This window comes from Rhodococcus sp. 15-725-2-2b, from assembly GCF_002259075.1.
Taxonomy (GTDB): Bacteria; Actinomycetota; Actinomycetes; order Mycobacteriales; family Mycobacteriaceae; genus Rhodococcoides.
This window is the reverse complement of record NZ_NPFL01000021.1, coordinates 72,097-84,711: the sequence shown is the minus strand read 5'-3', so window position 1 is coordinate 84,711 and position 12,615 is coordinate 72,097. Positions and strand designations below refer to the sequence as shown.

12 protein-coding genes are annotated in these 12,615 nt (G+C 59.7%); 3 read left to right on the top strand and 9 right to left on the bottom strand.

Translation table 11 applies throughout. The features are described 5' to 3' along the window. Positions 1-154 precede the first annotated feature (154 nt). The 3 genes from CH306_RS25335 to CH306_RS25325 are packed head-to-tail and all read left to right on the top strand — an operon-like array spanning position 155 to position 3,077. Complete coding sequence (locus tag CH306_RS25335; protein ID WP_015586141.1) at positions 155-1,000, top strand: hypothetical protein; 846 nt, start codon at positions 155-157, stop codon at positions 998-1,000. Positions 1,001-1,046: 46 nt separating this feature from the next. Then, complete coding sequence (locus CH306_RS25330; RefSeq protein WP_015586140.1) at positions 1,047-2,477, top strand: cutinase family protein; 1,431 nt, start codon at positions 1,047-1,049, stop codon at positions 2,475-2,477. Between the two features lie 39 nt (positions 2,478-2,516). Then, on the top strand, positions 2,517-3,077 hold the full coding sequence (locus tag CH306_RS25325; protein ID WP_015586139.1) for a hypothetical protein: 561 nt from the start codon (positions 2,517-2,519) through the stop codon (positions 3,075-3,077). 48 nt (positions 3,078-3,125) lie between these two features. On the opposite strand, the gene CH306_RS25320 is transcribed toward CH306_RS25325, so the two are convergent. The 9 genes from CH306_RS25320 to CH306_RS25280 all read right to left on the bottom strand — a co-directional run bounded on the left by CH306_RS25320 (position 3,126) and on the right by CH306_RS25280 (position 12,593). After that, positions 3,126-4,328 (bottom strand): phthiocerol/phthiodiolone dimycocerosyl transferase family protein, encoded by a 1,203-nt coding sequence (locus CH306_RS25320; protein WP_032365006.1) that lies wholly within the window; start codon positions 4,326-4,328, stop codon positions 3,126-3,128. Positions 4,329-4,457: 129 nt separating this feature from the next. Next, positions 4,458-5,762 (bottom strand): NtaA/DmoA family FMN-dependent monooxygenase, encoded by a 1,305-nt coding sequence (locus CH306_RS25315; RefSeq protein WP_015586137.1) that lies wholly within the window; start codon positions 5,760-5,762, stop codon positions 4,458-4,460. 106 nt (positions 5,763-5,868) lie between these two features. Further along, entirely contained in the window at positions 5,869-6,450 is a 582-nt protein-coding gene (locus CH306_RS25310; RefSeq protein ID WP_256977574.1) for a TIGR00730 family Rossman fold protein, read from the bottom strand. A 14-nt stretch (positions 6,451-6,464) separates the two neighbouring features. Next, complete coding sequence (locus tag CH306_RS25305) at positions 6,465-7,781, bottom strand: FAD-binding protein (protein ID WP_032365005.1); 1,317 nt, start codon at positions 7,779-7,781, stop codon at positions 6,465-6,467. After that, positions 7,778-8,545 carry an adenylate dimethylallyltransferase Fas4 gene (fas4, locus tag CH306_RS25300; RefSeq protein ID WP_015586134.1) on the bottom strand — a complete coding sequence of 256 codons (768 nt, stop codon included), beginning with the start codon at positions 8,543-8,545 and terminating at the stop codon, positions 7,778-7,780. The genes CH306_RS25305 and fas4 overlap by 4 nt, the downstream gene beginning before the upstream one ends. A 28-nt stretch (positions 8,546-8,573) precedes the next feature. After that, a complete protein-coding gene (locus tag CH306_RS25295) occupies positions 8,574-9,512 on the bottom strand; it encodes a transketolase family protein (protein ID WP_015586133.1) in 939 nt (312 codons plus the stop codon). A gap of 6 nt (positions 9,513-9,518) precedes the next feature. After that, the gene (locus CH306_RS25290) at positions 9,519-10,433 is read right to left on the bottom strand and encodes a 4Fe-4S domain-containing protein (RefSeq protein ID WP_080730063.1); all 915 of its coding nucleotides are present in this window, start codon (positions 10,431-10,433) and stop codon (positions 9,519-9,521) included. 13 nt (positions 10,434-10,446) lie between these two features. After that, positions 10,447-11,646 (bottom strand): cytochrome P450, encoded by a 1,200-nt coding sequence (locus CH306_RS25285; RefSeq protein WP_015586131.1) that lies wholly within the window; start codon positions 11,644-11,646, stop codon positions 10,447-10,449. A 95-nt stretch (positions 11,647-11,741) separates the two neighbouring features. Beyond that, a complete protein-coding gene (locus tag CH306_RS25280; RefSeq protein ID WP_032365004.1) occupies positions 11,742-12,593 on the bottom strand; it encodes an SAM-dependent methyltransferase in 852 nt (283 codons plus the stop codon). Positions 12,594-12,615 lie beyond the last annotated feature (22 nt).

Genomic DNA, 12,615 nt, shown 5'->3' with positions numbered 1-12,615 from the left:
TCGAACGCGGGGCGCTGCCGTTTTCTGGTTCCGCCGGACCCGGCGGGTATAACAGCTCCGCCTTTTCGAGTAAGAATCCGCAGCTCAGCGGATATAAGGCGCTGTTTGTGTCAGAGGCGATCGAACTTCAGTTGCCTCTATCAGGAGCGCCCCAGTGACCTCGCCGCAGCCTTCCTCGCATTCCTCCACCCCACTCGGATACAGCACATCGCTGTTTACGACGATCAACGCCGAGTGGACCAATCTCTGTGTCGACGCTCTCGCAGGCCGCGAAGTCCGCACGTGGGCCGATCGACACCCCGCATGGTCGTCCGCTCGCTCCGTGGCCGACATCGCTGAGCTTGCCGCTCAGGACAGTGACGCCACCCTGTCCCTTCTGCTCACCGAGCACAGTGCAGGCAGCGCCCTCGCCGGCACAGTTTTGGTCCGGTTGATGCTCCCCAAGCTGGTCCGAATCCATCGCTACGCGCGGCTGGACGGAACCGATCACAGCCGCGAAGAACGTGCCTCGCGTACCATCGCCGCGTTCTACGAGGTGATCGCTTCGCACCGTCCCGGCGGCACTGGGATTGCCGGGGCACTCTCGCTTCGGACGCTGGGTCTGATCACCAAGACCTGCGAATCTGCGGTGGAAACGCCGGCCGAACCCGACCAGCTCCACCGGGTTGCCGACGGATCCGATGACCGCACGACCAGCAATCCGGGGGAGGTATCGGCACGGGAATTGCATTCGGTTCTTGCATGGGCAGTGCAGTCCAAGACCATCACTGCCGACGAGCACTCACTTCTGATCCGTGCATATCTCGTCACCGAAGGTGCCGATCTCGCATCGCTCGCCGTCGAGGAGAACTGCTCACCGGCAGCCCTTCGACAGCGCTTGAGCCGCGCTGTCGCGCGAGTCCGCGACGGAGTAGCAGCACGCACCGGCAACACTCCCTCGCCGGGAAAGCGGACGTTCTTCTACACCCGATCACACCATGAGTCCGCCTTGGCGAGCTGAAGTCCACCTGCACCAACCCCGCTCTCACCTACAAAGGACGCACATCATGACCGCATCTCGTACACGCAAGAGGATCGTTGTCAGCGCAGTCGGGCTCGCCGTCGCTGCCAGCATCGTCGTCATTCCCTCCGCCATTGCCGATCCGCAAGCCGGTGCTCCGGCATGCCCGGACAACATCTTGGTGGCCATACCCGGCACCACGGAAACCAACGAGCAGGCCGATCCGAATGTGCCGGTCGGAATGCTCCGCAACGTCGTGGACCCACTCGACTCCGAGTTCTCATCCCAGGAACTGCAGACATACACAGTTCCCTACGTCGCGACGATCGTGAACGACAAGGCCCAGACCTACGGAACCAGTAAGAAGGAAGCGATCGATCGCGCATCGCAACACATCTCCGAGAAGGCAGCCGAATGCCCGAGCACCAAGTTCGGGCTGACCGGCTTCTCCCAAGGGGCCGACGCCGCGGGAGATCTAGCCAGCAAGATCGGAAACGGCGAGGGCCCGGTGAGCGCCGATCGCATCTTTGCCGTGGGCCTGATGGCCGACCCCGGCCAGAGCCCGACCGCCGGCGTTCAACTCGGAACCAAGACCACCGGCAACGGCTTCGTCGGTGCGCGACCCAAGGGATTCGGAGCTCTCAACAACGTCACCGCCAGCGTGTGCGATCCCGACGACACGTACTGCAACACCCCCGACGACGCCATCGCCACACAGTTCATCGGGCAACTCGGATCGAAGATCGACGCCACCGATCCCGCGTCTTCGGTCGCCGGAGTCGTCACCACGCTTCTCGGTCTCGACGGCCAACCCCTGACCGACACGCTCGGCAAACTGAACACCGCAGTGACCACAGGCAACATGCTCACCGTGCCGCAGCTCGCACTCGACCTCGCCGGCAACGTCTCAACACTGAGCGCAAAGGTCGCAGAAATGACCATCCCCGGGGCAGACATCGCCCCGATGGCCACCACCGTCTCGCAGCTCACCGATGCAATCCACCGCGGTGACATGTTCGCCGTTCCGGCACTGCTGGCGACCCTCACACCCCAAGTCATCAGCTTCGCGAGCCAATTCAGTTCGATGATCGGGACCGTGGTGTCCAAGCTGCCTATCAACGAGTACATCGCGATCGGCACCACCGCAGCGCGGATCTCCACCAACGCCGCGGCCCAGAACTATGTGGCTCTACCGGCCGATCTCGGCAAACTCGTGGGCCAGGTCAACAACGCGGTCCGCAAGACCCTCCGCGCACTCCCCCTCGACGAGTTCCCCCTTTTGAACCGGCTGGCCGATAATCTCACCCCAGGCCGCGTGCTCGACGAGGTGCTCAACTACGCCACCTCGCTCGCCACCGATTCGCACAACTCCTACGCGAACGAACCGATGGCCGACAACGGTCGAACCGGAGCGGACGAGCTCACCAACCTCTTCCGCACCCGCATCACCAACCCCACGGCACAGATTGCTTCGTAGCCGACCCACCTCCCTACTCGAACACAAGGAACCGTCACGATGCTGACAGAGCTGGACGACCCCGACACCGACATCGCTGTCCGCATCGACGTGCACGACGCTGGGGGTACCAAAACGTGGCACCCCCAGCGCGACGGTCATCTCCTCCTGAACGCCGATCCCGCGGCGTCGACGCACCTCGCACACACCCTCGCCGACACCCTCAGCGGCCACTCTCCGCACGTATGGATGATCACTGGCCCGTCCAGAACCCCCACGTTCTCGACCACCGCGGACACCGACCCGGACCCTGTCGACATCATGGATTCCGTTTGGCGATTCACAACCCAACGCAAAACTCTGATCGACAACGGTCAAGCCACAACCCACGACTTCACCCCCGCATACCTCGTCATCGACTCCCTCGAAGGCGTCGTAGACACCCTCCGCCTCACCTGCAACCGCAGTCTCCAACTCCTGTCCGTCCTCGCTCACCGCGGACACCGCGCCAACGTCTACCTCGCCACGATCACCGATCTCAACGCCCCACGCATCTCCGAAGCGTTGCGGAATTTCGCTGAGCCTCGTCTGCGAGACCGGGACTGTCTGAATAACGGTTGATCCGCTGACCTTGCGTGGCGCGGCCTCACGGAACCGGTGCCTGGTCAATCACGCCACGGAACGAAGGTGGGATTCGAGCGTTCTGATCCGTTCCCGGCCTCGGCCGATGTCGTAGCGGGAAGCTCCGTGCGGCAAAGCAAACTCGATGTTCAGTCGACCGCCATACCCATGGACGATGTAAACAGGAAAGGAAAACCCAGCTGGCGCGGGCCGGCAGTCCTCGAGTTTGAGTCCTGCGGGCGATCGCAATGGTGGAACCGTGCCTCCATTGGTGCAACGAACCTCGTTGGGTTCAGGCAACAGCACTGCCATCTTCGCGGCTGTCAGGGCTTCACTTTGGAGGTGGCCGGCGGCGAGATCGATGTGCAATTCCTCATTTAAACTGCGAGCCAGATCCACGATTTCTACGGACTCGGCCGTAGCCCGATAGACGGGGAAGCCGACAATATTTGTTCCCGCGGTGGAATCCACTGCAGGTGTGACGTGAGGCCTGAGGTCCACAATAAAATGGTAGGCGATGTCGGCGAGCCGAACACTTCTCAGATCTGACTCGGTCCGCATGATAGCGGCAGATACTAGGCCGTTTACCGTAACTCCATGGTGACGTCCGAAGTCGATGAGCCCGGTCGTGACTCGCCTGCTCAAACGACAACGCAGTTGGGTCATCGCACGATGTGGCTCGGTATAGCCAGCCGTCGGCGGCCTGTTTAATGCCGACTCTAATGGTTCGTCATTGCCGACATCGGGTGTGTCGATTCCTCTCTCGGAGAACAGCTTTTCCAGCGACTCGGGATAGCCATGAACAACCGCGTCAGGGGTCTTTCCTTCCACAATGTCGGTGTAGAAAGACCACAGATCGCTGAGCAAATCTACAGAATGGCGACCGTCGGCTATGCAGTGGTGGGTTAGTAAAGTCACACTCGCGCAGGCGGAATCGCCGACGACGTGTAGCCCGGAAAGGGCGCGGCCCGCACTGAGGTTCACCCCGCTCAGCGGCTGACCGGGATCCCCTGTGTGCACGCTGAGGCCGGGCAGCGGACCGGATGGTTTGACGATCATATGGTCTCCATCGATCGTCTCCACGTGCGCAGCCAACACAGGATACGAGCGTCGCAATGTCGCAAATGCCGCCGAGAGCCCCGATATGTTCAAATCGCCGCGAGCCCGCACCGAATACCCGATGAAAACTCCCAAGTCGACGTAGAGCGCCTCACTGGGAGCGAGCCCCCGAATAGAGTAATCCACAGTCACCACAAATTCCTGTCACTTAAATTGCTGTTCGATAGGGGACGTGCAGCTCGATGATCACGAGCCCGGCACCACCAGGAGCGTTTCTGATCATGGGATGGCCTCGGGAGATGGCGCGAACGAGCACCAAAACTAGAACTCACGAAGGTTGTCACGTAGATACACCGACGAATATCCCACCCGCGTTCGCCCAATTCGTTGTAAAGCTGGCACGAGGCCGTCGGTAATCTCAGCGATGAATCGGCGGGTGAGCGAGTTCGACCCGGTATAAATCAAGAATCCGTCACCGCCTACCTCGTCGACGATCTCCCCCATGCGCTCCGCTACGTGATCAGGCGTCCCCACCAGTTCGATAGACGGAGCGAGGTAATCAATGGTCAGCTCGCGCAGAGTTTTACCGCTACCGTGCTGCAGGAAGCTCTCCAGTGATGACTGCTCGCCATTGGTTGTCAAGTCTTGCGGAGGTACTTCGTCGAGCGGAAACTGAGAGAAGTCGATGTCGGTGACGAAAGACAGTTGCAAAAGAATGTTTTCGATGGCCCGGTCGCTGGTCATTCTCCGTTTATTCGCGGCCTGAGCCTCATCCATAGTGGCACCGAGTACTGGCATCGCGATGAAGAGAACCTTGATGTCGTCAGGGTCTCGACCGTGTGCCTGCGCCCGGTTACGGACATCGTCACGAAACTCCCGCATCGTCTCCACGGTGTTGACGTTGGCAACAATCGAGTCGGCGTACTTCGCGGCGAAGTCGCGGCCCTTGGGGGATCCGCCAGCTTGGACGAAAACTGGTTGCCCATTGGGTGGGTGCACCGTGTTGAGCGGACCCGCCGAACGGAAATGCTCCCCAGTGTGGTTCACTGCCCGAACAGTGCCGGGCGCAACATAAGTCCCTGACTCGCGGTCACGGACGATGTTGTCTCGATCCCAGGAATTCCATAGATCTCGGACAAGGTCGACGTACTCATGTGCTACCTCGTAGCGCTTGTCGTGCGGCAGCAGACGATCCATGCCGAAGTTGCGCGCGGCCTGATCTTGACCGGTGGTGACGATGTTCCATCCAAAGCGCCCACCAGCGATGTGGTCGACCGTAGAGACAGTGCGTGCCAGCATGTATGGGGGATAGAAGGCCGTCGACATCGTAGCGATTACGCCTATGCGGTCGGTCGCGGCCGCGATCACCGACGCCAACGGCACTGGGTCGTGTTTCGGCACCCACAGGGCGTGTTTCAGGTACGCATCGAAGGATCGCCCGTATGCATCGGGTACCGACACCGTGTCCTCGAACATCATGTAGTCGAATCCTGCGCGCTCTAGCGACTTCGCCATCTCGACATAGAATCGGCCATCCCATGGCTCTTCAGGCGGCGAGAAGTCGCCGGTGAAATCGTTAGCAAAGAAACCGACAAACCAGCCTAGGTGAAATTTTCGTACAGACATCGACGTGCCTCCAAATTTCGTATACGGACGAACTGGGTGGAACGTGAGCGATATAGAATGCACCGAGGACGGAGCAGATCTACCGGCCAGGCAGAAGTCCCACTAATTAGGGTGAGCGAATGGCCGCGATAGCCCCCTCGATGTCTTTGCAGACGATTACGCGAGACCGGGTTGCGGGGGTGATAAATCCTTCGACGGCAGCGTGCTCGATGTAGGAGAGCAAGGGGCGGTAATACTCGTTGTCGTTCAGCAGTACACAGGGTTTATTGTGAAGCCCCAGGTGTGACCACGTAAGGACCTCGAAGAACTCTTCTGCGGTTCCGACACCGCCGGGGAGGGCAATGAATGCGTCACCGAGTTCGGCCATGAGAGCTTTGCGTTGGTGCATGTCATGGACGACGTGTAGTTCTGTCAGTCCATGATGCGCAGCCTCGGGTATCGCAGTGAAGCTCTCAGGGATCACGCCAACGACGGTTCCGCCGGAGTCCAAGGCCGCGTTCGCGAGGGTGCCCATGAGGCCGACTCGGGCGCCACCATAAACGAGGCGCAGCTTCGATCTAGCAATCGCACGCCCCATCCCCTCTGCGAGCTTTCCATATTTGGTCCCGCGCCCTGGCATAGCTCCGCAGAAGACCGTGACGCTCTTGGGGGTCGGGCGGGCCTGTGCCGAGACCGTAGTCGCGGGCATTGGTCGAAGGTTCATCAGTCGAATGACATTCTGTATCCAGGGGCGAGGATCCTGTATGGGTCGAAGCGACGCTTAGCCCGTGCGATGGCCTGCCATCGCGAACCGAAGTGCGTACACCAATCTCCCGGTGACATGGGGACAGCATTGACTGCGTAGGCCACCCCGCCTACATCCCGAGCCTGTTCATAGAGCAGGCGGTTGCTGGCAATCATTCGGGCTTCGGCCCCTGGGGATGCTGTTCGAAGTACGGCCAACATGAAGAATGTGTCGCAGTGAGGAATCGGAATGAACGGTGCGGTGATCGGTGTTGTTGGAATCGGGTAAACCATGATCAGCCCGGAGTTTCCTAGGTCATCCGTCAATGAGGAGCTGGTAGTTTCGATGAACTGCTCGATCTTGTCTGCCGGGATCAGCAGGCTGGCCCATGGATGTGGATAGAACCACTCACCTGTGTGCCGAAGATCAAGCTCCTGATCCGCCATACGGTTGATAAAGTCACCATAATCTACGTCCGAGTTGTATTCGGCGCACGAATCGTATTGGAGCGATGACAACAGCGCATCGTCGTCTGGCCTTCGTGGTGGGGTGAAGTACTTGGCTAGGTCCAGTCGATAACGTAAGTGGCCGTCGGCATCGACACGAATTCGTCCTTGTACATGGTCGAATAGTCTGTTGGACATGGCGCGGAGTTGGTCGCCAAGGAATACGCCGAGGTTGGAATACTGCAATTTGTACTGTCGAACCGACTCGTGAGCAGCGGTCAGACGGATTGTCGCGTTGACGATTACGCCGAATTGACCGAGGCCGCCGCGCACGGCGTCGAAAAGTTCACTGTTCGATACGGCGGAGCATTCCCGAAAATCTCCCGATCCGGTAACTACAGCAAGAGAGTCCACGTTGTCGGTTTGCAAGCCAAAGCCGTGACTCGATCCCCCGAAGCCGCCGACCGAAAGCGTTCCGCCGACGGTGGTCCCGAGATAGTCGGTGAGTACCGGAGGGGTTTGCTGGCGGCTGAGCGTGGCAGCGACCACGTCGCTCCATCGCACACCCGCATCGATCGTGGCCTGCCCCGATCGAACGTCGTGGACGGTGTTGAACCTTTTCATGTCCAGCACGACTCCGCCATCTGCCTGGCATTGCCCGTAAGTCGAGTGTCCGGATCCGCGCACCGCGAGCGATAGGTTCCGCGCCGCGGTGTAGCGCAGGGCTTCCTGCACGTCGGCCACGGTCCGTGGCACGACAACGACGGACGGTTTCGCATGGATGCAGTTTCCGAAATCAGCCCCGGCGGATGTCAGGTGCACGTCGTCGGTGTGCCAGATCCCGCTCATCTGGCGGTCACACCTGGGGCACCGAAGGTTCTTAAAAATATTTCCTGCTGAAGGACGCCGTGCTCGACATACCGGCCACCCATTGATGCCGCCAGTTCGTCGAGCACCTCCGTGGTGAGGTCTCGGTTGGCCAACTCCTCTGGTGTTACGGAATGCGTGGCGCACCAGTCGAGTACACAGTCCAGACCCGCAACCGAGGCTATGAAGTTGTGCTGATCGCCTAGAACCCACGCTTCCGCCAGTTCGGTGAGTAAATTCCTGCCCGTTGAATCTCCCCGTAACATTTGTCGTGCCCTTGCGCACTGCTGGGCAAAGTAGTGTTGCCTATCAGGAATAGGCATAACATTCACGACAGCTGGGAACGGTAGGTTGGATATCGTTTGCGCGAATCGAAGAATGAGCGATATCGAACCGCCCTCCATTACCACCGCTTCGCCGCGATCAACGTACGAGGTCAGTACTTTTATCAGCCGGTCAAAGGCCTCGTCCGGATCGAAGTTGCCCTGATGTATGGTCCGGTTGTCGAGCCAAACGCGGTTGAGCCCTTCCACTTTCGCGTCGAACGCTCGACCACTGGTGACCAGGAGATCGGAGTAACACTGGATACGGTCGGCAACAACAATCGGAGCCGAGTGACTCAATGCCAACTTGCTCGCTTCGGCGCTCTTTCCAATTCCGGTGGCACCGACGATTGCGTATACGCCGGGTTCCCATCGCACCCGATCAAACCTTGCTTGCGTCTGTGCCATGGTTGATTCCTTCATCCCGATTCCTTTCTCTCGCGGGTCGTGCTCAGCCGAGGAAGGAATTGATCGAATTACTCAGGGAACGGGCGTCAAGTCCGTGAATGTGGTCGTGGTCGTCGGGGGTTCCGTAGTGGCGATCTTCCATCTCACGTCGAACGCCCAGGGAGAGCAGCCGATGGGGATGGCTGACGAGACTGGACGAGACTTGGTGCGCCGAGGTGCCTGCCAGATAGGGCTCGACCAACACGACGTTCGGACGGTTCACGGCTTGCACCGCGGCACACAGGCCCGTGGCGTCGAAGGGGCGAATCGTCGCCGCGTAGAGGATGGTTACGTCGAGCATGGAGGTTGCCGACAGCACCGCATCTAAACAGGGCCCGACTGCGAGGACGACTCCGCGGGTGCCGTACTTGATAGGTGTGAACGATGTCCCTCGGACCGCATGGGGGTAACGGTTGACCTGACTCGACAGCCGTAGGTAGACCCGTCCATCGCCTGGTAGCGATTCGAGGAGAAGATCGGCGGCCTCCTGTGGATGGCCTGGCACGTGAACTGTCCAGTTGGGCATCGAATCGATGACGGTGATATCGCCCGGGGTGAAATGGGAGAAGGCGAACTCCGACAAGTCGTAGGAGGCTCCCCAACTGACCAGGACTGCGCCGACATCTTGCTGGGCGAAGTTCAGCTTTATTTGTTCAAGAGGCCGCTCGACGAGAAAGGCGGCGACTGTGTGTACCACGGGTCGCATGCCACACATGGCGAGCCCGCCGGCTACCCCCATCATCAGCTGTTCCCTGATCCCTACGTTGATCACGCGGTTGGGATCTGCGATCGCGGCCGCTTTGAAGAGGTGGGCTCCGATGTCGGCCAGCACAACTACGGCGCGGGGGTCTGTTTCCAATGCACCAGACATGGTCGTTCCGAATGCGGTCCACATGTCAGTGTGGTTGAAGGACTTTGGTTCTTGCGTGTCTGCGGAATTCATGGCGATTCATCTCTGCTGAATGGACGAACGGGCCGATTGCCGAGTCACGGTGGCGACCACCGCGAGCGGTCTGTCGTTGTGATCTCGATTCAGTGCCGCAGCGATCTCCTCATGGTCAGCACCGTTGATGTTGATTGTGTCCCAACCCTCACCGTCGAACCGTTTATCGATTCCATGCGGCCAACCCATACTTGCCGTGCCGTTGTCCAGGACGATGACCGTCAGTTGGTTCAAGCGCGCGCGTCCTGCAAAAGCCATCGCCTCGTGGTTGCTGCCCTCATCGAACTCTCCATCGCCGATGAGCACGAAGACTCTCGGTGCGTGACGATTTTGTATACGGAGTCCCATCGCGACGCCCACTGCGAGCGGCAAGCCATGGCCGAGCGAGCCACCCGACATTTCTACACCCGAGATTTTGGTTCGATCCGGCGCGAAGCCGAGTGGTGAGTTCTTTGTCGCCCAGGTATCGAGGAGCTCTGGTCGGAGGAACCCTTTGGCCGCAAGTACCGCGTAGTAGGCCATCGGGCCGTGACCTTTGGACAGCAAGAAGCGGTCCCTGTCGTCGTCGTCGGGGCTCTCGGGGGATACGTTGAGGATTTCGTCGTAGAGTACCCACAGCACGTCCATCGTCGATGAGGATGAGAACGAGTGCCTTTCGTCTCCCCGCATACGGGAGATCAGAGCAGGCAGATCGTCATAGCTGAATTCGGTTGGCTCTTGTCGCATCGCATTCTCTTCGAAGCGGATAGCAGTAGCTGGGCAGGAACGTGCAGCCGCGCGTACCAGCGAATGGTTGTCTGGGGAAGGTTTGTCCACGAGCAATGTGACTGTGCCGTCGTTACTCTGCTCGAAGACCTCGGGCGCGACGAGCACGCACTGACCGGAGCCGAAACACCTCCGCTCGTTCACGACGACTTTCATGACCGCTCGCTTCTCACCACGTCAGCTGTAGTTCTTCGAGGCCGAGAACAATGCTGGCGGAGCGGAGCCGAACGTCGTGCGAGGGTGAGAGGGCTAGGTCGGGAAAGCGCCTCAGTACCGCCGGCACGGCCGTGCGCAGGGTCATCCGAGCGAGTGAATGCCCAAGACAGAAATGGACGCCATGCCCGAAGGCGAGGTGACCGGCTACTCCCCTGGTGATATCGAGGTCGTCGGGTCTGTCCGTCAGATTGCTGTCGCGATTAGCGGCCAATAGGGACGGGATGACGAAAGATCCTGCCGGAATGGTCACCCCGGCGATTTGCACCTCGGTTACTGCCATGCGCGGTGGCTGCGAATGGGCGACCGACAACCACCGCAATAATTCCTCAATTCCGGAATTGACGCAGTTCGGGTCCTCGATCATCATGGCGGCTTGTTCCGGGTGATGCAAAAGGGCCAGTACACTGAGGCCGATCATGCTTGCTGTGGTCTCGTGTCCACCGAGCATGATCAGACTGATGATGCTGATAAGTTCGTCGGTGCTGAGGTTGTCGCCAATCTTGCGCGCCAGAATTCCCAACAAGTCGTCACCGGGTTGTTCCTGCGCACGGGTAACCAGGGTGGCCATGTATCGACGGTCTTCTCGCTGGGCAACCGCTCGTTGTTCTGCAGATGCCGACAGATCCAGGAGGCGTGCTGTTCGATCTCGCAATTCGTCGCGATCGGCATAGGGCACTCCCAACAGCTCACACAGTACGAGCAAAGAGACTGGTAGCGCGTAACGGTCCATAAGGTCGGCGGGTTGCCCGGCTTGCTCGAGACCATCCAATGCACTGTCCACTATCTCTGCGATGCGCGGCTGCAGGCGACTGAGCCGGTGCACTGAGAACTCCGCAGCAAGGATATGACGCAAGCGGGTGTGGTCGGGGGGATCGAGTCCGATGAGGTTACCGGCGCGCATGGCGGCTAGTTCATCTTCAATCACATCGCCGCCGCTGGGTATTGCGAACATTGGCGTGTGGGCGTTGCTGAACCGGTTTGAGTCTGCGAAGATTCGCCGGACGTCTTCGTAACGGCAGACGAGAAAAGCCGGGGCCCCGTAGAGTTCTCCTACTGGGATAACACCGTCGCGGTCACGGACCTGGGCGAGCTCTTCGGTCGGGTTCAGGCCGTTGCGTCGCATTTCTAAAGGTAAATCAGCCGTTCCGGCCATACCGGAATCCCTTCGATTGTTTGTAGAAGGACGAAGTGGCGCGCCGATGCCGAGGATCGCTGGCGCGTGGATAACTCGGATATCTCAGGCCACCGCTACAGACGCTCGCACGCGATAACCAAGTAGTCGATGCTGCGTTCGCGGAAGCCCTGGAGGAATGGTTCCTCGACACCTGTGCGCAACGCTGCCTGGTTGCGCAGGTCCCAGTACGGGATGGCTTCGTCGGTGTATCGCTGAACGTGATACGGCACCAGACCATTTGCTGCCAGAGTTTGGAAATAAGTACTGCGGGTGTGCATAGCGCACTGATATTCTTCGTCGATCAACCGTGATGCCTCGGAACGCTCAGCAACTACGTCGTTGCGGCACCAGGTGACTGCGACATAGCGGCCGCCGGGGCGCAGCAACCGGGCGAACTCGGTGAACGCCTCCCCTAGGTCGACACACATCGTGGTTTCGTTGGAGACGATGTAATCGAAGGTGTTGTCCTCGAAGGGGGCCTGAACCATGTTTGCGAAGTGGAATTGCACACGGTCCGAGCTCCCGCGTTCACGGGCCAACTTCTCTGCGAACTCGACATGGTGAGCGCAGTAGTTCACCCCGTCTACCCGGCAGCCGAATCGATCAGCGATTGTGAAGGTCGTTCCGCCTCGCCCCGATCCCGCGTCCATGACACGAGAGCTCGGTGAGACCTCCCCTAATGCATCGACGATAAGGTTGATTTCCAGCGACTCCATCCGGTGAAGTTCGCGCAGGATCAGTGACTCCCGCAGCTCCGCAGGTGCAGCGAGTACAGAGTGATCGTAGTCACCGATTCCGTAGTGGTGGTGGTACAAGCCGTCTTCAGTGCCCAGCAGCAGGTTGATATCGTCGGATTTTTTGGCATCCCAGTAGCGGCGCTGCTGTACGTCATGCTGGCCGAGGACTGCCACGTCGAGGTTCGGCATTTCAGGCTCCTTCAAGTTTGTG

Excerpts from the sequence above, each read along its gene's own strand:
- CH306_RS25330 (WP_015586140.1), top strand. The coding sequence starts at position 1,047 with ATGACCGCATCTCGTACACGCAAGAGGATCGTTGTCAGCGCAGTCGGG.
- CH306_RS25325 (WP_015586139.1), top strand. The coding sequence starts at position 2,517 with ATGCTGACAGAGCTGGACGACCCCGACACCGACATCGCTGTCCGCATC.
- CH306_RS25315 (WP_015586137.1), bottom strand. The coding sequence starts at position 5,762 with ATGTCTGTACGAAAATTTCACCTAGGCTGGTTTGTCGGTTTCTTTGCT.
- CH306_RS25310 (WP_256977574.1), bottom strand. The coding sequence starts at position 6,450 with ATGCCCGCGACTACGGTCTCGGCACAGGCCCGCCCGACCCCCAAGAGC.
- CH306_RS25305 (WP_032365005.1), bottom strand. The coding sequence starts at position 7,781 with ATGAGCGGGATCTGGCACACCGACGACGTGCACCTGACATCCGCCGGG.
- fas4 (WP_015586134.1), bottom strand. The coding sequence starts at position 8,545 with ATGAAGGAATCAACCATGGCACAGACGCAAGCAAGGTTTGATCGGGTG.
- CH306_RS25295 (WP_015586133.1), bottom strand. The coding sequence starts at position 9,512 with ATGAATTCCGCAGACACGCAAGAACCAAAGTCCTTCAACCACACTGAC.
- CH306_RS25290 (WP_080730063.1), bottom strand. The coding sequence starts at position 10,433 with ATGAAAGTCGTCGTGAACGAGCGGAGGTGTTTCGGCTCCGGTCAGTGC.
- CH306_RS25285 (WP_015586131.1), bottom strand. The coding sequence starts at position 11,646 with ATGGCCGGAACGGCTGATTTACCTTTAGAAATGCGACGCAACGGCCTG.
- CH306_RS25280 (WP_032365004.1), bottom strand. The coding sequence starts at position 12,593 with ATGCCGAACCTCGACGTGGCAGTCCTCGGCCAGCATGACGTACAGCAG.